This is a genomic window from Mycolicibacterium sp. XJ662, assembly GCF_053484035.1.
Window position 1 is genome coordinate 1,424,197 of sequence record NZ_JBEFTL010000001.1, and the last position, 18,742, is coordinate 1,442,938.

General features: G+C 67.6%; 21 protein-coding genes, 1 tRNA gene and 1 pseudogene. 13 read left to right on the plus strand and 10 right to left on the minus strand.

Translation table 11 applies throughout. The features are described 5' to 3' along the window. Positions 1 to 13 precede the first annotated feature (13 nt). From ABQE93_RS06700 to ABQE93_RS06715, 4 genes are all read left to right on the plus strand, one after another. Complete coding sequence (locus ABQE93_RS06700) at positions 14 to 289, plus strand: DUF6510 family protein (protein ID WP_448411868.1); 276 nt, start codon at positions 14 to 16, stop codon at positions 287 to 289. Positions 290 to 436: 147 nt separating this feature from the next. Then, positions 437 to 973, plus strand: a complete 537-nt coding sequence (locus tag ABQE93_RS06705) for a YkgB family protein (protein WP_448438053.1) — start codon at positions 437 to 439, stop codon at positions 971 to 973. Positions 974 to 1,085: 112 nt separating this feature from the next. Further along, entirely contained in the window at positions 1,086 to 1,580 is a 495-nt protein-coding gene (locus ABQE93_RS06710; protein WP_448411230.1) for a DoxX family membrane protein, read from the plus strand. A 98-nt stretch (positions 1,581 to 1,678) separates the two neighbouring features. Continuing rightward, positions 1,679 to 2,278, plus strand: coding sequence for a sigma-70 family RNA polymerase sigma factor (locus tag ABQE93_RS06715; RefSeq protein WP_448411232.1), 600 nt, complete (start codon positions 1,679 to 1,681; stop codon positions 2,276 to 2,278). Between the two features lie 129 nt (positions 2,279 to 2,407). Here ABQE93_RS06715 and ABQE93_RS06720 read toward each other — a convergent pair. The 4 genes and pseudogenes from ABQE93_RS06720 to ponA2 all read right to left on the minus strand — a co-directional run bounded on the left by ABQE93_RS06720 (position 2,408) and on the right by ponA2 (position 7,434). Next, positions 2,408 to 2,481: transfer RNA gene (locus ABQE93_RS06720), tRNA-Pro, on the minus strand. A gap of 345 nt (positions 2,482 to 2,826) precedes the next feature. After that, positions 2,827 to 3,915, minus strand: a pseudogene (locus ABQE93_RS06725) (PLP-dependent cysteine synthase family protein); the annotation flags it as partial. Positions 3,916 to 3,925: 10 nt separating this feature from the next. Next, positions 3,926 to 4,900 carry a metallophosphoesterase gene (locus ABQE93_RS06730; protein WP_448411234.1) on the minus strand — a complete coding sequence of 325 codons (975 nt, stop codon included), beginning with the start codon at positions 4,898 to 4,900 and terminating at the stop codon, positions 3,926 to 3,928. 74 nt (positions 4,901 to 4,974) lie between these two features. Beyond that, positions 4,975 to 7,434: a transglycosylase/D,D-transpeptidase PonA2 gene (gene ponA2 / locus ABQE93_RS06735; protein WP_448411236.1), complete on the minus strand. Its 2,460-nt coding sequence runs from the start codon at positions 7,432 to 7,434 to the stop codon at positions 4,975 to 4,977. A gap of 305 nt (positions 7,435 to 7,739) precedes the next feature. Between ponA2 and ABQE93_RS06740 the strand changes: the two genes are divergently transcribed. Continuing rightward, on the plus strand, positions 7,740 to 8,096 hold the full coding sequence (locus tag ABQE93_RS06740; protein WP_448411238.1) for a WhiB family transcriptional regulator: 357 nt from the start codon (positions 7,740 to 7,742) through the stop codon (positions 8,094 to 8,096). Between the two features lie 4 nt (positions 8,097 to 8,100). Here ABQE93_RS06740 and ABQE93_RS06745 read toward each other — a convergent pair whose 3' ends face one another. After that, entirely contained in the window at positions 8,101 to 9,231 is a 1,131-nt protein-coding gene (locus ABQE93_RS06745; RefSeq protein ID WP_448411240.1) for an ATPase BagB, read from the minus strand. A gap of 27 nt (positions 9,232 to 9,258) precedes the next feature. Next, positions 9,259 to 10,278 carry an ATPase BagA gene (locus ABQE93_RS06750; protein WP_448411242.1) on the minus strand — a complete coding sequence of 340 codons (1,020 nt, stop codon included), beginning with the start codon at positions 10,276 to 10,278 and terminating at the stop codon, positions 9,259 to 9,261. A 75-nt stretch (positions 10,279 to 10,353) separates the two neighbouring features. On the opposite strand from ABQE93_RS06750, the gene ABQE93_RS06755 reads away from it, so the two are divergent. From ABQE93_RS06755 to ABQE93_RS06765, 3 genes are read left to right on the plus strand one after another with little or no spacing between them, the layout of a single operon-like run. Then, entirely contained in the window at positions 10,354 to 10,515 is a 162-nt protein-coding gene (locus ABQE93_RS06755) for a Sp36 family protein (protein ID WP_109747120.1), read from the plus strand. Further along, complete coding sequence (locus tag ABQE93_RS06760; protein ID WP_448411244.1) at positions 10,512 to 10,997, plus strand: RidA family protein; 486 nt, start codon at positions 10,512 to 10,514, stop codon at positions 10,995 to 10,997. The genes ABQE93_RS06755 and ABQE93_RS06760 overlap by 4 nt, the downstream gene beginning before the upstream one ends. 8 nt (positions 10,998 to 11,005) lie before the next feature. Then, entirely contained in the window at positions 11,006 to 11,785 is a 780-nt protein-coding gene (locus tag ABQE93_RS06765) for an MBL fold metallo-hydrolase (RefSeq protein ID WP_448411416.1), read from the plus strand. A gap of 15 nt (positions 11,786 to 11,800) precedes the next feature. On the opposite strand, the gene crp is transcribed toward ABQE93_RS06765, so the two are convergent. Further along, positions 11,801 to 12,475 carry a cAMP-activated global transcriptional regulator CRP gene (crp, locus tag ABQE93_RS06770; protein WP_069405269.1) on the minus strand — a complete coding sequence of 225 codons (675 nt, stop codon included), beginning with the start codon at positions 12,473 to 12,475 and terminating at the stop codon, positions 11,801 to 11,803. Positions 12,476 to 12,578: 103 nt separating this feature from the next. After that, positions 12,579 to 12,839 (minus strand): hypothetical protein, encoded by a 261-nt coding sequence (locus tag ABQE93_RS06775; protein WP_448411417.1) that lies wholly within the window; start codon positions 12,837 to 12,839, stop codon positions 12,579 to 12,581. Between the two features lie 144 nt (positions 12,840 to 12,983). On the opposite strand from ABQE93_RS06775, the gene nth reads away from it, so the two are divergent. Genes nth through marP form a run of 4 tightly spaced genes read left to right on the plus strand, consistent with a single transcriptional unit; the run spans position 12,984 to position 16,403 of the window. Continuing rightward, positions 12,984 to 13,766, plus strand: coding sequence for an endonuclease III (gene nth / locus ABQE93_RS06780; protein WP_448411246.1), 783 nt, complete (start codon positions 12,984 to 12,986; stop codon positions 13,764 to 13,766). Positions 13,767 to 13,786: 20 nt separating this feature from the next. After that, positions 13,787 to 14,452, plus strand: a complete 666-nt coding sequence (locus ABQE93_RS06785; RefSeq protein WP_448411248.1) for a TlpA family protein disulfide reductase — start codon at positions 13,787 to 13,789, stop codon at positions 14,450 to 14,452. Beyond that, entirely contained in the window at positions 14,449 to 15,219 is a 771-nt protein-coding gene (locus ABQE93_RS06790; RefSeq protein ID WP_448411250.1) for an NUDIX hydrolase, read from the plus strand. The genes ABQE93_RS06785 and ABQE93_RS06790 overlap by 4 nt, the downstream gene beginning before the upstream one ends. Then, entirely contained in the window at positions 15,216 to 16,403 is a 1,188-nt protein-coding gene (gene marP / locus ABQE93_RS06795) for an acid resistance serine protease MarP (RefSeq protein ID WP_448411251.1), read from the plus strand. Before ABQE93_RS06790 ends, marP begins: the two co-directional genes overlap by 4 nt. Here the strand turns inward: marP and ABQE93_RS06800 are convergent. After that, positions 16,396 to 17,379: an alpha/beta fold hydrolase gene (locus ABQE93_RS06800; RefSeq protein WP_448411253.1), complete on the minus strand. Its 984-nt coding sequence runs from the start codon at positions 17,377 to 17,379 to the stop codon at positions 16,396 to 16,398. The two genes, marP and ABQE93_RS06800, sit on opposite strands and share 8 nt — an antisense overlap. Further along, positions 17,379 to 17,885, minus strand: coding sequence for a phage holin family protein (locus ABQE93_RS06805; protein WP_448392044.1), 507 nt, complete (start codon positions 17,883 to 17,885; stop codon positions 17,379 to 17,381). Before ABQE93_RS06805 ends, ABQE93_RS06800 begins: the two co-directional genes overlap by 1 nt. A 143-nt stretch (positions 17,886 to 18,028) precedes the next feature. Here ABQE93_RS06805 and ABQE93_RS06810 point away from each other — a divergent pair, with 143 nt between their 5' ends. After that, entirely contained in the window at positions 18,029 to 18,742 is a 714-nt protein-coding gene (locus tag ABQE93_RS06810; protein WP_448411255.1) for a S1 family peptidase, read from the plus strand.

The window sequence follows — 18,742 nt, forward strand, 5'->3', positions numbered from 1 at the left end:
CGAGGAAGAAGGAATGATGACAGAACCCACGCATGTCGACGGTAACGCCGCCGCGGGCACCTTCGAGGACGTCCTGGGATTCGATGTCACCACTGCGAGCTTGACCTGCGCCAACTGTGGTCGGGTCGGTGTCTTTGCCGAATGTCATGTCTATCAACGGGCGCCGGGCGTCGTCGTGCGCTGTCCGGGCTGTGAACAGGTGCTGGCTCAGCTGGTGCAGACGCCGACCGACGTGTGGCTCGACCTGCGCGGTGCGCGATCTTGGCGTATCCCCGGCGCCGTCCACTGAATCCGTCGCTCGGTATGCGCACCGGCAGGGTGTGAATCTTTCACCCGGGTGAGATGGGTGCTGGGGTGGCGACAACTCACCCCGCGGGTGCACAGAGTGGTCGCTGACGAAGGCCGTATTGACCGACCGGAGATGAACGGAGACCACATGTCAGCCAACCTGGGCGTCGCGGTGTTGACCGATGGACTCAAAAGCGTGCGCACCACCACGGTCGCGGCGCTGATCGCGCGCTACGGGTTGGTGATCGTCATCGCGTGGTTCGGCGCCATGAAATTCACCTACTACGAATCACACGGAATCTCGCCCCTGGTGGCCAACAGCCCGTTGATGAGCTGGATCTACGACATCATCTCGATCAGCGCGTTCGGTCGGCTGCTGGGTCCGATCGAGTTGATCACCGCGGCGTTGCTGGCCCTCAAGCCGTGGTTTCCCAAGGCCGCGGTGCTCGGCGGCCTGATCGCCTCGCTGTTCTTCGTGACCACGTTGAGCACCATGATCACCACCCCCGGCATCGGTGAAGCATCAGCCGGTGGCTTTCCGGTGCTCTCGGCCAACGGCCAGTTCTTGATGAAAGACATCGCCCTGCTGGGCCTGTCGCTGTGGCTGCTCGCCGACGCAATCGAAGCCACCCGCAAACCAAAAACCCTCACCACCCAGCACCCCAACACACCGCGCTCGGCTTGACAGTTCCTGAGCTCTAGGTCTGTTGCTTCGAACCGAGAAGTCACAGTTGACACCTCGAGGCGCACCCGGGCAATCCGGAACGTCTACCGAAGCCGAACAAGGGGCTCCAGACATGTTCGAAATTCAGAGAATCTGGCCTGTAGCAACGGTTTTTGCGCGTATGGCGCTGGCAGCGGGCTTCGTTTCGGCGGTTGCCGACCGATTCGGTCTATGGGGCGATGCCGGGACCGACCAAGTTGGTTGGGGAAACTTCCAGGCCTTCACCGAGTACGTGCAGATTCTTGCTCCGTACCTACCCGCGGAATGTGGCACCGTCGCTGCTTGGACGGTCACCGTCGTCGAAATTCTGCTGGCCGCGATGTTGCTGCTGGGGGCGGCGATACGGTGGGCTGCGCTTCTCAGCGCAGTGACGTTGGTGGTGTTCGCCGTGTCGATGTTCTTCTTCGCCGGATTCGAGACGCCGTTTAGCGCATCGGTTTTCAGTGCTGCAGCAGCCGCACTGCTTCTCACGTTGGCGCCGTCAGCGAGCTACGCCTTCAGTCTCGATCATCTACATGGGCCAAGGCAGTCAGCCCCCGCCAGTTCCGGCGAGCTGCGTGTGAAATAGCGTGTGGCACAGCATGAAAGCTACTTCCGCAGAATCACCCGGGTGAATCCGGGACCCGGGCGACGACAACTCACCTCGAGCGACGCAAGTATCAACCCATGGCAAATGTTGGCGCCCAAGCAGACAACGACTCGCTGCTGGCTTCGCGCGATCCACAGCTGACCGCGCGGTTTATCGACGACGCGCTTCCGCATCTGAACCAGCTCTACAGCCGGGCCCTCCGCATGACAAGGAGCGCTGTGGACGCCGAGGATCTGGTGCAGGAGACCATGCTGAGGGCTTATAGCGGCTTCCACACCTTCGCCGAAGGAACCAACCTTCGGGCGTGGCTGTTTCGCATCATGACCAACACATACATCAATGGTCTCCGTCGCGCGCGACACCGACCGAGCGAGTACCTCAGCGAGCACATCACCGACCGGCAACTCGCCGGCCAGGATCGACACTCCTCGCAGACGGCTCGGTCGGCCGAACTGGATGCACTGGACGCATTGCCCGACGCGCAACTCGTCGATGCGCTGGCGGCGTTGCCGGTGCAGTTTCGACTGGTTATCTACTATCGCGACGTTGTGGGCTTCCGCTACCGAGAGATCGCCGAGATCATGTCGTGCTGCGAAGGCACCGTCATGTCACGTCTGCACCGAGGGCGCCAACGATTGCGAGCCCTACTGCAAGCTGCAGAGCACGAACGAGCGTAGCCAAGGCAGGCTCCCGCTCCGATGGTGCATGGTGATACCCGCAACCTCGACGTTTGTGTCGGGCTGGAACCGCGACAAAGAATGGCCCCGAACTGGATAATCAGCCAGGGCCATTCACCTGCACATGAGTCGGGGTGGCGGGATTCGAACCCACGACCTCTTCGTCCCGAACGAAGCGCGCTACCAAGCTGCGCCACACCCCGCGTGAAGCCACGACAGCGTATCGCACCGGCGGGGTGCGAAGCCAAACGCTCACCCGCGCCCGTTCGCCTCGCGAGTGCTACCGCAGGGCTGTGCAAACCGCCCCGCCCACGACCCTGGCGTAGCACTCGCGAGCGGAACGCACGGCCAACTGTGGGCTGCGACACGCCGCGGGAAGGATGTCGTTGTCGGTGGCGTTATGCAGACTGACGACAGAGACCCGACGAAGCGAGGCATGAGATGACCGTGTTAGGCGCATCCATCTACGTGGGATTCTTCGTGCTGGCCGCACTGTGGCTGTTCCTGACGTCCGAGGGCCCCCTGGTCGACCGCTCCGAGGACTCCGGCCAACGCCCCGAGCGTTCGAACTCGGCCAGCACCGACGCGGACCCCGAGGGATCCAGCCGCTGGCTGGTCAGCCACTCGTCGCAGAAGTAGGTGTCGGCGTAGCGGTCGCCGCTATCGGCCAACAGTGTGACCACTGAGCCGCCGCGGCCCTCGGCCAACATCTCGGCCAGCAACCCGAACGCGCCCCACAGATTGGTTCCCGTTGACGGGCCCACCCGTCGCCCGAGCACCGCGCTGGCGTGACGCGCGGCCGCCACCGAGGCGTCGTCGGGCACCATCACCATCCGATCCACCACGTCGGGCAGAAACGACGGTTCCACCCGCGGCCTGCCGATTCCCTCGATGCGCGACGACTTCGACGTCACCACGTCGTCGCGGCGCTGCGCATACGACGGGAAGAACGCCGAGTTCTCCGGATCCACCACGCACAGCCGGGTGGCGTGGCGGCGGTAGCGGATGAACCGGCCGATCGTGGCGCAGGTTCCGCCGGTGCCCGCGCCCACGACGATCCACTCCGGAACCGGGTGGGTCTCCTCGCGCATCTGCTCGAAGATCGACTCGGCGATGTTGTTGTTGCCGCGCCAGTCGGTGGCGCGCTCGGCGTTGGTGAACTGGTCGAGGTAGTGCCCACCGGTCTGCGCGGCCAGCCGCTCGGCCTCCGCATACATCTGCGACGACTCGTCCACGAAATGGCAACGCCCACCCTGTGATTCGATCAGCGCGATCTTGCTGGCGCTGGTCGACGCCGGCATCACCGCGATGAACGGCAGCCCCAGCAGCGCCGCGAAGTAGGCCTCCGACACCGCCGTCGACCCCGACGACGCCTCGATGACGGTGGTGTGCTCGTCGATCCAGCCGTTGCACAGCCCGTAGAGGAACAACGACCGCGCCAGCCGGTGCTTGAGGCTTCCGGTGATATGCGTGGACTCGTCCTTGAGGTACAGGTGCAGATCGCAGTTCCCGGCCCACGCCGACGGCAGCGGATACCGCAGCAGATGCGTGTCCGCACTACGCCTTGCGTCGGCCTCGATCAGCCGGACCGCGTTATCGGCCCACGCGCGTGAACGGCCCCGGTCTGCAACAGTCACTCGGCAAGGCTCACCGCACGGACACGCTGGAATGGGACTGACCGACCGTGCTGCCGACGTCCCGGCCGCCGATGGGAGCCGGCACCAGCGTGAGCAGCGTGGCCTCCGGACGGCAGCAGAACCGCAGCGGCGCATACGGTGACGTGCCGATCCCCGCCGACACGTGCAGCTGCATATTCGCACCCCACCGCGACGGTCCCTTGGCCCGCGACCGGTCCAGATCGCAGTTGGTGACCAGCGCGCCGTAGAACGGCAGGCACAGCTGGCCGCCGTGCGTGTGGCCGGCCATCACCAGCTGATAGCCGTCGGCGGCGAAGCGGTCGAGCACCCGCGGCTCAGGCGAATGCGTCAGCCCCAGCTTCAGATCCGCCGCGGCCGGCGCCGGGCCCGCGATCGTCTCGTAACGGTCCCGCGACAGGTGCGGGTCATCGACACCCGCGGCCGCGATCCGCAGCCCGTTGACGGTGAACTCGCGCCGGTTGTGGGTCAAGTCCAGCCAACCGCGCTCGGTGAACGCCGCGCGCAGGTCCTGCCACGGCAGCGGCTCACCGTGCACGCGGTGGCCGGGGTTGGACAGGTAGTTCAGCGGGTTCTTCGGGCGCGGGGCGAAGTAGTCGTTGCTGCCGAAGATGAACACCCCGGGCACCGCGAGCAGTTCGGTCAACGACTGCACGACGGCGGGAACCGCCTTCGGATGCGACAGGTTGTCGCCGGTATTGACCACGAGGTCCGGTTCCAACGCCACCAGCTCACGCAGAAACGCCTGCTTGCGGCGCTGCGTCGGCCGCATGTGGATGTCGCTGATGTGCAGCACCTTCAGCGGCGACGACCCCGGCGACAGCACCGGCATGGTCACCTCGCGCAACACGAAGGCGTTGCGCTCGATGATCGAGGCGTAGGCGATGCCGGCTACCAGCGCACCCGCGCCCGCGGCGGCGGTGCGTTTCAGGGTCGACGGCGACGTACGGGGTGAACGAGCAGGCATGCCTGTGAGCCTACTGCCACTCGCCTGCAGTTACCGATTTCCGCGGGCCGTCGTGGGCAACTCCACAGCCCGGGTCAGCCCGGTGGCGGCGGCGCCGGAGGCGGGGGCCCGAGCACCGGAACCGTGATCGGCGGCAGACCCGGGATCTGCACGACGGTCTCGCCGACCGGGGCCGGAAGGCCCGGGATGCCCGGCGGTCGGTCCGGAGCGGGCGGCGGCGGCGGCGCGATGCCGTTGGAGACCTGCAGCGTGATGATCGAACCCGGCACGGTCTGCCCGGTGGGCGACGTGCCGACCACCGTGCCCCGCGACGACGAACTGTTCACCGGGGTGGCGTCGTTGGCGACCTGGAAGCCGGCGTCGCGCAACCGCTGTCGGGCGTTGCCCTCCGACAGTCCCGCGACGCTGGGTACCCGGGAGCCCGGCGCGCCGTCGACCCAGCGCGGATCGGTCGGCGGCAGGTTGACCTCCCCGAAGGCGGTGGCGATCGGCTTCATCGCCGCGAACCAGGTGCGGGCGGGCTCGTTGCCGCCGTACAGGTTGCCGTTACCGCCGCACTTGCGCAGCGGGAATGAACACAGCGACCCGGGTGAGGACGAGTCGTCGTAGATGTAGTTCGCCGCGGCCAGCTGGTTGGTGAAGCCCAAGAATCCCGACGAGCGGTGCGCCTCGGTGGTGCCGGTCTTACCCGACATCGGCAGGTCCCAGCCCACCGAGCCGGCGGCGCCCGCGGCGGTGCCCGCGCCCTCGTCATCCTTGCTCAACGCGTTGGCCAGCGTGTTGGCCAGCCCGTCCGGCACCACCTGTTCGCACGTCTCGGTGGTGACCGCGACTTGCTCGCCGTGGCGGTCGATTACCTCGGCGATCGGGTTCGGCGGGCACCACACCCCGCCGGAGGCCAGCGTCGCGGCGACATTGGACAACTCGAGCGGGTTGACCTCGATCGGGCCCAGCGTGAACGACCCGATGTTCTGCCGTTTGACGAAATCGGCGAGGCTCTCGTTGCTTTCGGGGTCGTAGTCGCGCGCGGTGCCGGGCAGCGCGTAGGACCGCAGGCCCAGTTTGACGGCCATGTCTACCGTGCGCGGCACCCCGATCTGGGAGATCAGCTTGGCGAACGCGGTGTTGGGGGAGGTCGCCAACGCGTCGGTGACGTTCATGCTGCCGCGGTAATTGCCCGCGTTCTCCACGCACCACGTCGCCGGGGGGCAGCCCCTGGCGCCACCGCTACCCAGGCCCTTGGCCTGGAAGCGCGCCGGCGCGTCCAGCTGTGCGTTGATCCCCATCCCCATCTCCATGGCGGCGGCCACGGTGAAGACCTTGAAGATCGACCCCGCGCCGTCACCGACCAGCGAGAACGGCTGCGGCTGCATCGTCTCGCCGGCCTCGGTGTTCAGGCCGTAGGTGCGGCTGCTGGCCATCGCCAGCACCGGATGGGATTCCTTGCCCGGCCGGATCACGCTCATCACGCTGGCGACGCCATCGCGCCCGGGGTCGGCGAACTGGTTGACGGCCGCCTTCACCGGTGCCTGCACATCGGGGTCCAGCGTGGTCTTGATCAGGTAGCCGCCCTTGGCGACCTGCTCCTTGCTGATGCCCGCGCGGGCCAGGTACTCCAACGCATAGTCGCAGAAGAATGCCCGGTCACCAGCGGCGATGCAGCCGCGTGGCAGCTCTTTGGGCTGCGGCAGCACGCCGAGGGGCTTCTCCTTGGCCGCCCGCAGCGCAGCGGCCTCCTCGGGGATGTTCTCGATCATCGTGTCCAGCACGACGTTGCGGCGCGCCAGCGCACCGTCGGGGTTGGTGTACGGGTTCAACGTGCTGGTGGACTGCACCAGCCCGGCCAGCAGCGCAGCCTGCTCCCAGTCCAGTTCGGAGGCGTTGATGCCGAAGTAGGTCTGTGCCGCGTCCTGCACGCCGAACGCCCCGTTGCCGAACGACACCAGGTTCAGGTAGCGGGTCAGGATCTCGGGCTTGGTGAACGTCTTGTCCAGCGTCAACGCCATCCGGATCTCGCGCAGCTTGCGCGCCGGGGTGGTTTCCACGGCCGCGCGCCGTTCGGCCTCGGTCTGGGCGATGACCAGCAGTTGGTAGTTCTTGACGTACTGCTGCTCGATGGTCGAGCCGCCGCGGGTGTCGAGGTTTCCGGACAGATAGCCGGATAGGCCGGTCAGGGTGCCCTGCCAGTCCACGCCGTTGTGCTCGGCAAACCTTTTGTCCTCGATGGACACGATCGCCAGCTTCATGGTGTTGGCGATGTCCTCGCTGGACACCTCGAACCGCCGCTGCGAGTACAGCCAGGCGATCACGTTGCCCTTGGCGTCGACCATCGTCGAGACCTGCGGGACCTCGCCCTCGACCAACTGCGCCGAACCGTTGGCAACCACGTCGGAGGCCCGGTTCGAGACCAGGCCGATGCCGCCGACCACGGGAAACATCAACGCGGCGGCCAGCACGCTGGCCAGCAGACAGCACCAGGCGAGCTTGATGAGCGTGACCGTCGTGGGCGGTCGCGTCGGCTGGTGCTCGGGCATGGCTACAGACTAACGACGGGAATTCCGCCGCAAAACGGGCAGCGTCGATCGGGGGACGGAAAAACGCCCAAGCAGCACACATATCCGCGTGGACGTCAATTTTCGCGCCTGACGGCACGGTCGTCCCAAAAAAGTAGGGAAACACCCATTGCGCGAAACCCCCTGACCACCTAAGTTGACAACACAGTGCGATGCAGGTCACATTCGGCCCCCGCACTGTGGCGTAGATCGCAGACGCTTTCTACACCGGACGACATGGCCGCCACGGCGTTGCCGAGGCGACAGGGAAAGAAGGGAAATCTCGGGTGTCAGCAACTAGGCCCGCGGCTCGCAGGACAAGCACAAACTCTTCCGCCCACACTGTTGTCCACGGCGCCGAAGCCGAAGCCCGTATCGCCTGGGTATCCCAGGCTCGATGCCGTCAGACGGATCCCGACGAACTATTCGTACGAGGCGCCGCGCAGCGCAAAGCCGCGGTCATCTGTCGACACTGCCCGGTGATCTTGGAATGTGGCGCCGACGCCCTCGACAACCGCGTCGAGTTCGGAGTGTGGGGTGGGATGACCGAGCGCCAGCGTCGCGCCTTGCTCAAGCAGCACCCCGAGGTGGTTTCCTGGGCAGATTTCTTCGCCGCCCAGCGCAAACACCGCAGCGCCGTCTAGGCCACTAGGCCGCGGCTGCCTCGCCGGTCATCTGATCGGCGATGGCCCGCAGCGCATCCAAATCCGAGACGTCGAACGGCAGCGACGGCACCCCGACGATCGCCACGTGCGGATTGGCGCCGGTGAACCGCGACAGCAGCCGGATCTCGCGCTTGGCCGTCAACGCGCGCTCGGCGTGAATCCGCAGCACGCCCGCGGTCAACGAGTCCGGATCGGTCTTCTCGATCTCTTCGGCGGTTTCGTCGGCCTTCTCGGCGTGCAGCTCACACAGCGTCGGGTGGGTGCGGTTGAGGATCAACCCGGCCAGCGGCATGTGCTCTTCGGAGAGCCGGTCGACGAAGAACGACGCCTCGCGCAACGCATCCGGTTCGGCCGCCGACACCACGACGAACTGGGTGCCGCGACGCTTGAGCAGCTCGTAGGTGCGCTCGGCCTTCTCCCGGAACCCGCCGAACGTGGCGTCCAGGGATTGAACGAAACTCGCTGCGTCGGACAGCATTTGTGAACCCAACACCGTCGAGAGCGCCTTCATGGCCAACCCGACGGCTCCGGTGACGAGACGTCCGAAGCCCCGGCCCGGCGCCAGCAGCAGCCGCCACAGCCGGCTATCCATGAAGCTGCCCAACCGTTTTGGCGCATCGAGGAAGTCCAGGGCATTGCGCGACGGCGGAGTGTCGACCACCACGAGGTCCCATTTGTCTTGCGCGAGAAGCTGACCCAGCTTCTCCATCGCCATGTATTCCTGCGTGCCCGCCAGCGACGTGGCGACGGTCTGATAGAACTGGTTGTCCAGAATCGCGTTGGCGCGGTCAGCTCCGGAGTACTGGACCACCATCTCGTCGAACGTGCGGCGCATGTCGAGCATCATCGCGTGCAACTCGCCGCGCACCTCCGGGGCCAGCGGTACGCGCTGCGGGGTGTTGCCGAGATCGGTGATGCCCAGCGCCTGGGCGAGACGCCGGGCCGGGTCGATCGTCAACACCACCACCGTGCGGCCGTATTCGGCCGCCCGCAGCGCCAACGCGGCCGCCGTGGTGGTCTTGCCGACACCGCCGGCGCCGCAGCACACCACGACGCGGTTGGAGGTGTCCTCGATGATCGCGCGCATGTCGAGCGCAGGGGGGTTGGTGCTCATCTACGTCTCCTCAATGGTCCGATGCGTCTACCGGACGCCCTGCTGCGCGAGCACTTCGGCGAGTTCATAGAGGCTGCCCAGATCCACGCCGTCGGCGATTTGCGGCAACTCGAGGCGCGCCACGTCCAACGCGTCGAGTTGCTCAGAGCTCTCGGCGCGCGCCTTGATCCGGGTGGCGTGCTCGATGGTTTCGGTGAGCAGACCCGCGAAATCGCTGTCGGACAATGTGATTCCGTGATCGGCCAGCGTCGTTCGGACCTCGTCGGCATCGATGTGGCCTTCGGCGGCCTTGGCCAGATCCTGCGGTGACAAATAGGCCGGGATGTTGCGGTTGACGATGACGCTGCCGATCGGCAGGTCCAGGGCCTTGAGTTCGTCGATGGCTTCCAGGGTCTCCTGGATGGGCAGCGCCTCCAACAACGTCACCAGGTGGATCGCGGTGAGGTCGGAATGCAACACCTTGACCACGCTTTCGGCCTGCCCGTGCACCGGGCCGCCCTTGGCCAGGTCGGAGACCGCCTTGGTGACGTCGAGGAACCGGGCGATGCGCCCGGTCGGCGGCGCGTCGACCACGATGGCGTCGTACACCGGTTGCTTACCCTTTTCGGCGCGCGTGACGATTTCGCGGATCTTTCCGGTGAGCAGCACGTCGCGTAGCCCGGGTGCGATCGTCGTCGCGAACTCCACCGCGCCGATCCTGCGCATCGCACGCCCGGCCAGGCCGAGGTTGTAGAACATGTCGAGGTATTCGAGGAAGGCCGCCTCGGTGTCGATGGCCAGCGCGTTGACCTGACCGCCGCCGTCGGCGGTCGCGATCTTGACCTCTTCGTAGGGCAGCGGCGGGACGTCGAACAACTGCGCAATCCCTTGGCGCCCTTCGACTTCCACCAGCAGCACCTTGCGGCCGCCGACCGCCAGGGCCAACGCCAGGGCTGCGGCGATGGTCGACTTGCCGGTGCCGCCCTTGCCGGTGATGAAGTGCAGGCGCGCCTTGGTCAGGCGAGACGGCCAGCCGACGGATTTGCCGCCATTGGTAGTGGAAGCCACGTGTGCATGCTAAACGACCGGTCCGCGCGTCCATGACGCCCGCAGCCTCATTTGACCGCCCGATAAGCTCGGCATATGACCGAACCGACCCGCTGGGAGTACTCCACCGTCCCGTTGCTCACCCACGCCACCAAACAAATCCTCGACCAGTGGGGCGAGGACGGCTGGGAACTGGTGTCGGTGCTACCCGGGCCGACCGGTGAGCAGCACGTCGCCTATCTCAAACGACCGAAATGACCGCCTCGGAGCCGCCCGGCCGGCGACAGCAGGCCTCGGCCCGGCTGGCCGAGTTGGGCATCGAACTGCCCGCCGTGGTGCCTCCCGTCGCGGCCTACGTGCCCGCGGTGCGCACCGGAAACCTGGTCTACACCGCCGGTCAGCTGCCCATGAAGGACGGCGCGCTGCTGCGGGCCGGCAAGGTGGGCGCCGAGGTCAGCCCCGAGGACGCCAAGGCGCTGGCCCGGGTGTGCGCGCTCAACGCCTTGGCCGCAGTGGACTCGCTGGCCGGCGTCGACGCGGTCGCGCGGGTGGTCAAGGTGGTCGGGTTCGTCGCGTCGGCCCCAAGCTTTCACGGCCAGCCGGGGGTGATCAACGGGGCCTCCGAACTGTTCGGTGAGGTCTTCGGCGACGCGGGCGCGCACGCGCGGTCGGCGGTCGGGGTGTCGGCGCTACCGCTGGATGCGCCGGTCGAAGTAGAAGTGATCGTCGAGCTGACGTGAGCGAACCGGTGACCCTCGAGCACCCCGCGTACGGGCTTCTGCGGCCGGTCACCGAAACCGCGTCGGTGCTGCTGTGCGATAACCCGGGGATGATGACGCTCGACGGCACCAACACGTGGGTGCTGCGCGGGCGCGGCAGCGACGAGATGGTGCTCGTCGACCCGGGGCCCGAGGACGACGACGAGCACGTCGCGCGGCTCGCCGACCTCGGCGAGATTCCGCTGATCCTGATCAGCCACCGGCACGAGGACCACACCGGCGCCATCGACAAGATCGTCGAACGCACCGGCGCGGTGGTGCGCTCGATGGGCAGCGGGTTCCTCCGCGGGCTCGGCGGACCGCTGACCGACGGCGAGGTCATCGACGCCGCGGGGCTGCGGATCACCGTGATGGCCACCCCCGGCCACACCGCGGACTCGGTGTCGTTCGTCCTCGACGACGCGGTGCTGACCGCCGACACGGTGCTGGGCCGCGGCACCACGGTGATCGACAAGGAGAACGGCAGCCTGCAGCAGTATCTCGACTCGTTGCAGCGGCTGCGTGGCCTCGGCGCGCGCACGGTGCTGCCCGGCCACGGCCCCGAACTCGCGGACCTGGCGGCGGTCAGCGATATGTATCTGGCGCACCGCGAGGAGCGGCTCGACCAGGTGCGCGGCGCGCTGCGCGAGCTGGGTGAGGACGCCAGCGTCCGCCAGATCGTCGAACACGTCTACACCGACGTCGACGAAAAGCTTTGGGACGTGGCCGAATGGTCGGTCCAGGCCCAGGTGGACTACCTACGCAACTAGCGAAATCGCCGAAGGTCAGCGGGCGCGGCGGGCCAGACGTTCGGAGTCCGAAATCAGCACGCTCTTGCCTTCCAACCGAATCCAGCCGCGGTGGGCGAAGTCGGCCAGCGCCTTGTTGACCGTCTCCCGCGAGGCGCCGACGAGCTGAGCGATCTCCTCCTGCGTCAGGTCGTGCGTCACGCGCAGCGCGCCGCCCTCCTGGGTGCCGAACCGCTGTGCCAGCTGCAGCAACTGCTTGGCCACCCGGCCGGGCACGTCGGTGAAGATGAGGTCGGCCAGGTTGTTGTTGGTCCGGCGCAGGCGACGGGCCAGCACCCGCAGCAGCTGTTCGGCGATCTCCGGGCGGTCGGAGATCCAGGCCCGCAGCGCGTCGCGGTCCATCGTCACGGCGCGCACCTCGGTGATCGTGGTGGCGCTCGACGTCCGCGGCCCAGGATCGAAGATCGACAGCTCGCCGAACATGTCCGACGGCCCCATGATCGTGAGTAGATTCTCGCGGCCGTCCGGCGATCGCCGGCCGATCTTGATCTTCCCCGACACGATGATGTACAGCCGGTCGCCGGGTTCCCCTTCGGCGAACACGGTGTGTCCGCGGGGGAAGTCGACGGGTTGCAGTTGCTTGGTCAGCGCGGATACGGCGCTGGGTTCGACCCCCTGGAAGATTCCGGCCCGCGCCAGGATCTCGTCCACGTTGCCCCTCTTAAGCTGTTAGGTGATATGACTGCGCAAAGCCGAGCTCTAGCCTGGTTAGCGAAATCAGTCTAGAGGTACCCCGTTTCGCGACCAGCCCACGCTACACACGATTGGCATGTCGAGTCCGCTGAAACTCAGGATTGACCGCCCGGTGTGGGTAATAGCGCGTGGGCAAATCCGGTGTCGCACCGTTGCCGGTCAGCGCGTGGGTGTGCCCGGGTTGCCGTATCCGGTTCCCGCGGGTCCGCGTGTCGACGTCGGCGGCCCCGGCACGGGAGAGGAAGGTGGCCACATCGGTGGCCGACACCGTGTCTCGGTTCAGGCCCGCTTCGAGACGGTCGAGGCCGAACGTTGCCAGCATCAGCAGCCCCGGAATCAATCCGACCAGCAACCATGACACACCGCTGAAGTAAACACGGCCAAGGTCTCAGCGGGATTACAAATTGCCACCGGTCCGCGGTAGCGCTGTTCGGCGATGTCAGACGTCGTCAGTAGGCTGGCCGATGTGACCGTGGGCGACACATCAACGGGTAAGGCGGCCGCGGCCAAACGCGCCCGAAAATGGGACAGCGAAACCCGCATCGGCCTCGTGCGTCGGGCTCGGCGAATGAATCGGACGCTCGCGCAGGCGTTTCCACATGTGTACTGCGAGCTGGACTTCACCAACCCGCTCGAGCTCACGGTCGCCACGATCCTGTCGGCGCAGAGCACCGACAAGCGGGTCAACCTCACCACCCCGGCGCTGTTCAAGCGCTACCGCACCGCGCTGGACTACGCGCAGGCCGACCGTGCCGAACTCGAGGAGCTCATCCGGCCCACCGGCTTCTTCCGGAACAAAGCCAGCTCGCTGATCCGGCTGGGTCAGGAACTGGTCGAGCGCTTCGACGGCCAGGTGCCCGCCACCATGGAGGAGCTCGTCACGCTGCCCGGGGTGGGCCGCAAGACGGCCAACGTCATCCTCGGCAACGCATTCGACATCCCCGGCATCACCGTCGACACCCATTTCGGCAGGCTGGTGCGGCGGTGGCGGTGGACGGCCGAAGAAGACCCGGTCAAGGTCGAACACGCCGTCGGCGAACTGATCCCGCGCAAGGAGTGGACCGACCTGAGCCACCGGGTGATCTTTCACGGCCGCCGGGTCTGCCACGCGCGCAAACCCGCGTGCGGGGTGTGCGTGCTGGCCAACGACTGCCCCTCCTACGGGATCGGACCGACCGACCCGATGACCGCTGCGCCGCTGGTCAAGGGCCCCGAAACCGAACACCTGCTGGCGCTGGCCGGGCTGTAGCCCGGCCGGGGTGACACGACATGCGCACCTCGACCCGGTGGACCGTGGCCGTGCTGGTGATCCTGGTCGCCCTCGGCGTGGCGCTGTGGAGTGAGCTCGGCGGCGACGACGACGGCGCCGACGGGCCGGGCACCGCCCGCGACCGCCGTGCCGCAGACACCGCCGAGACGCTGGCCGGTCCCCGGGCGCGTGCGGACCTTCGGCCGTGTCCGACGCCGAGGGTCGGCGCCGGTCCCGAAGCCTCCCCTGACGTTTCGTCGGGGGCCCTGCGCGGCATCACGCTGGAATGCGCGGGTGACGGTGCGATGGTCGACGTCGCCGAGGCGTTGGCCGGCCGCACCGTGGTGCTCAACCTGTGGGCCTACTGGTGCGCGCCGTGCGCGGCGGAGCTGCCCGCGATGGCCGAATATCAGCGCCGCGTCGGCCAGGAGGTCACCGTGCTGACGGTGCATCAGGACGAGAACGAGTCGGCCGCGCTGGAGCGCCTGGCCGAGCTCGGGGTGCGGCTGCCGACGCTGCAGGACGGTCGCCGGTTAATCGCGGCTGCGCTGCGGGTACCGAACGTCATGCCCGCAACCGTGGTCCTTCGCGCGGACGGTAGCGTGGCCGACGTCCTGCCGCGCTCGTTTGACAACGCCGACGAGATCGCCGCAGCGATCAACCCGTCGATAGGAGTACCGGGGTGAACTGGGTCCGCGAAGACAGTCCGCTGACCCCTGAGGCCGCGCCGTCCTGGCTCAAACCGCTGCTCGACAACACCGACCTGGTCAAGCGGGCCTATCGACGCCGGGTGCCCCCCGAAGTGCTGGCCGCGATGGGGGTCAACGCGACGCCCGGCGCCGGCCGCGACGCCGCGGTGCTGGTGCTGTTCTCCGGCCCGCCGCAGGCACCCGGCGACGGGGTGCCGCAGGATGTGGACCTGTTGGTCACCGTCCGCGCCACCACGCTGCGCCACCACGCCGGACAGGCCGCGTTCCCCGGCGGCGCCGCCGACCCCGGCGACCTCACCCCCGTGCACACCGCGCTGCGCGAGGCCAACGAAGAGACCGGCATCGACGTCCGGCGGCTACACCCGATCGCCACGCTGGAACGGCTGTTCATCCCGCCCTCGGGCTTCCATGTCGTACCGGTGCTGGCGTACTCGCCGGACCCCGGCCCGGTCACCGTCGTCGACGAAGGGGAAACCGCGCACGTCGCCCGGGTTCCGTTGCGGGCGTTCATCAACCCCAAGAACCGGATCATGGTGTACCGCAAGGAAAACACCCGCCGGCTGGCCGGGCCGGCGTTTCTGCTCCACGAGATGCTGGTGTGGGGGTTCACCGGCCAGGTGATCTCGGCGATGCTCGACGTCGCCGGCTGGTCGCGTCCGTGGAACACCGACGACGTGCGCGAACTCGACGAGGCAATGGCGCTCGTCGGCGACTCCTCAAGTTACGGTGAAACCCAACCATGACTTCGTCGCAGTGGCTCGACCTCGTTGTCCTCGCCGTCGCCTTCATCGCCGGTATCTCCGGATGGCGCTCGGGGGCGCTCGGTTCGCTGCTGTCTTTCCTCGGCGTGGTGCTCGGGGCGGTGGCCGGTGTGCTGCTCGCGCCCCACCTGGTCGCCAACATCGACGGCCCCCGCACCAAGCTGTTCGTGACGTTGTTCCTGATCCTTGCCCTGGTGGTCGTCGGCGAGATCGCCGGCGTCGTGCTGGGCCGCGCGGTGCGCGGCGCCATCCGCAACGGCGGGCTACGCGCCATCGACTCCCTGATCGGGGTGGCGCTGCAAATCGTCGCGGTGCTGGTGGCCGCCTGGATGCTGACCTATCCGCTGCAGACGTCGGATCAGCCCAACCTGGCCGCCGCGGTGCGCGGCTCGCAGGTGCTCAAGGAGGTCAACGACCTCGCACCGGACTGGCTGAGGCAGGTGCCTGCGCGGCTGTCGGCGCTGTTGGACACCTCGGGCCTGCCCGACGTGCTGCAGCCGTTCGGGCGCACCCCGATCGTGGCCGTCGACGCCCCCGACGCCGCGCTGGCCGTCGACCCCGTCGTTGCGGCGGCGCGGCCCAGCGTGGTGAAGATCCGCGGTGTCGCGCCGGGCTGCCAGAAGGTGTTAGAGGGCAGCGGATTCGTCGTGGAGCCCGACCGGGTGATGTCGAACGCGCACGTGGTGGCCGGTTCCGACAGCGTCACGATCGAGGCCGACGGCCGGACCTACGAGGCGTATGTGGTGTCCTACGATCCCGACGCCGACATCTCGATCCTCGACGTGCCCGGCCTGGCGTCCGAGCCGCTGCGGTTCGCCGAGACGCCGGCGTCGACGGGAACCGACGCGATCGTGATGGGTTATCCCGGTGGCGGTGACTTCGTCGCGACACCGGCCCGGGTGCGCGAGATCATCAAGCTCAGCGGACCCGACATCTACCGCACCAACACGGTGGAACGCGAGGTGTACACGATCAGAGGCACTGTGCGGCAAGGCAATTCAGGTGGACCGATGATCGACCGGGACGGAAACGTGCTGGGCGTGGTGTTCGGCGCCGCGGTGGACGACGCCGACACCGGGTTCGTGCTGACCGCCAACGAGGTGTCGCGTCAACTCGCCGCGGTCGGCAACACCGAACGCGTGACCACCGGCACCTGCATCACCTAGCGCGGTACACCTGCGCCACAAAGCGCGACAGTTGCTCGTTGACCGCTTCCGGCGCCTCCTCGTGGGCGAAATGGCCTGCGCCGGCGATCGATACGTAGCGGCCGTGCGGCGCGTAGTGCTGGGTGCGATACACCGGATCGGCCAGCACGTACGGGTCGGCGTCCCCGCGCAGGTGCAGCACGGGAACGTTGATCGGGCGCCGCATCGACTGCATGAACCGTCGCCCCTCGCCCCGCAGCTGGCTGCGCACGGCCCAGCGCTGGTACTCCAGCGCCGAATGCGCCGCCGACGGGATCTGGAACGCGCGCCGCAGATGGCCGATGGTCTCGGAATAATCTTCTGAGGCAACCCATTTCGCGCCAGCCCTGCTGCGCACCAGACGTTCCAGTTCCCCGGCGTCGTGCCGGGTCAACGCCCGCTCGGGCCACATCGGCACCTGGTAGCGCAGCAGCCACGGCAGCAGCGCCGCGCGCTGGTCGCGCCGCCGCAGCACCGAGGCGCGGAGGGCGACCGGATGCGGTGAGCTGACCACGGCGATCGCCCGCACCGCGCGCGGGTGCAGTACCGCGGTGGCCCAACAGACCAGCCCGCCGTCGGCGTGGCCGACCAGCGTGGCCTCGTTGTGGCCGAGCGCGCGCACCAGGCCGGCGGTGTCACCGGCCAGGGTCCAGCCGTCGTAGCCGCGCGGCGGTTTGTCGCTGCCGCCGTAGCCGCGCAGGTCCACGGCCACCACCCGCGCGCCGGTCAGCCCGCGCAACTGGTGGCGCCACGACCACCAGAACGACCCGAATCCGTGCAGCAGGATGACCAGCGGCCGCTCGGTTGCCGGAGCCGCATCAGACCAGGGCGTCGTGGACGCGTCGGGGGAGTCGGCCTCCACGACGTGGAAGCGAATTCCGTTGGCGTGCACATCACGATGACGCCATGGGCCGTCGATTCGGACTACCGACGGATCGGGCGGTGGCCCGGAGGGCATTACCAGCCTGATGGGTCGGTCGCCGGCTTACCGTCGCCGGCGGCGGTCTTGGCCTTGTCATGGCCCGGGGTCAGCGCTTCGGGGATTTCCTTGACCGATTCGATGGTCTGCTGCGGACCGCGGATGCGCCGCACCTTGAGGTAGCCGAGTAGGCCGAAGATCGCGGTGACCACGACCATGATGCCGAACACGATCAAAAACGCCGCCCAGCGCCAGATCCAGGTGTCGAGCAGTTCGGCGACGAAAAAGAAGAAGAAGAACGTGGAGTAGAACAGCACCACCAGCGCCAGGATGAAGTAGACGCTGCCGGTCAAGCCCTTCTTGACGTCGCGGGTGATCTCGGCCTTGGCGAGTTCGACCTCCGCGCGTACCAGCGTCGATACCTGTGTCGTGGCGTCCTTGACCAGGTCACCGATCGACGGGTCGGCCTTGGCGGCGTGCGGGTCGACCAGTGGTATCGACGTCACGGTGGTCGGCGCGCCATTGCTGCGATCGCTCACGGACAGTTCCTCCCGCCTCGGCTATCGGTCGCGGTTCATGTTGCCATGTCGGGTGGTGGCATGTGGCGTGCGGCCAACCGCGGGCCCACCGGCGATAGACTGACCGGGTTCCAGCACGGCAGGTCGGGCTCGCGAATGAGGAGACATCTTTGAGGACCAGCGGCCGCTGCCTGCGTCGTCTTGCTACAACGTTCGTCGCCCTTGCCGGGCTGATGGGACTTGTCGCGTTCGCTCCCGCCGCCTACGCCGCCGACCCGGTGGTGCTGGGCGGCGGGTCGGGTCTGGTCGTCAATGACGAGACGCTGTGCACGCTGACCGCGATCGGCCACGACAACCGCGGCAACCTGATCGGCTTCACCTCCGCGCACTGCGGCGGACCCGGAGCGCAGGTGGCGGCCGAAACCGCGCCGAACGCCGGTGTGGTGGGCACGATGGTCGCCGGCAACGACGCGCTGGATTACGCGGTCATCCAGTTCGACCCTGCCAAGGTGCGACCGGTCAACAACATCGACGGGTTCCAGATCGACGGGCTCGGCCCCGACCCTGTCGTCGGCGACATCGCCTGCAAGCTGGGCCGCACCACCGGCTACTCCTGCGGGGTGACGTGGGGCCCGGGCACCGAACCCGGCACGATCGTCAACCAGGTGTGCGGTCAGCCCGGCGACTCCGGCGCACCCGTCACCGTCAACAACCGGCTCGTCGGCATGATCCACGGCGCGTTCTCCGAAACCCTGCCGACCTGCGTCATCAAGTACATCCCACTGCACACGCCCGCGGTGACGATGTCGTTCAACACGCAGCTGGCCGACATCACCGCCAAGAACCGGCCGGGTACGGGGTTCGTCCCGATCGGTGCGTCGTAG

Coding starts and splice junctions, on each gene's coding strand:
- ABQE93_RS06700 (WP_448411868.1), top strand. CDS start 14: ATGATGACAGAACCCACGCATGTCGACGGTAACGCCGCCGCGGGCACC.
- ABQE93_RS06705 (WP_448438053.1), top strand. CDS start 437: ATGTCAGCCAACCTGGGCGTCGCGGTGTTGACCGATGGACTCAAAAGC.
- ABQE93_RS06710 (WP_448411230.1), top strand. CDS start 1,086: ATGTTCGAAATTCAGAGAATCTGGCCTGTAGCAACGGTTTTTGCGCGT.
- ABQE93_RS06715 (WP_448411232.1), top strand. CDS start 1,679: ATGGCAAATGTTGGCGCCCAAGCAGACAACGACTCGCTGCTGGCTTCG.
- ABQE93_RS06730 (WP_448411234.1), bottom strand. CDS start 4,900: ATGCCTGCTCGTTCACCCCGTACGTCGCCGTCGACCCTGAAACGCACC.
- ponA2 (WP_448411236.1), bottom strand. CDS start 7,434: ATGCCCGAGCACCAGCCGACGCGACCGCCCACGACGGTCACGCTCATC.
- ABQE93_RS06745 (WP_448411240.1), bottom strand. CDS start 9,231: ATGAGCACCAACCCCCCTGCGCTCGACATGCGCGCGATCATCGAGGAC.
- ABQE93_RS06755 (WP_109747120.1), top strand. CDS start 10,354: ATGACCGAACCGACCCGCTGGGAGTACTCCACCGTCCCGTTGCTCACC.
- ABQE93_RS06760 (WP_448411244.1), top strand. CDS start 10,512: ATGACCGCCTCGGAGCCGCCCGGCCGGCGACAGCAGGCCTCGGCCCGG.
- ABQE93_RS06775 (WP_448411417.1), bottom strand. CDS start 12,839: ATGCTGGCAACGTTCGGCCTCGACCGTCTCGAAGCGGGCCTGAACCGA.
- ABQE93_RS06785 (WP_448411248.1), top strand. CDS start 13,787: ATGCGCACCTCGACCCGGTGGACCGTGGCCGTGCTGGTGATCCTGGTC.
- marP (WP_448411251.1), top strand. CDS start 15,216: ATGACTTCGTCGCAGTGGCTCGACCTCGTTGTCCTCGCCGTCGCCTTC.
- ABQE93_RS06800 (WP_448411253.1), bottom strand. CDS start 17,379: ATGCCCTCCGGGCCACCGCCCGATCCGTCGGTAGTCCGAATCGACGGC.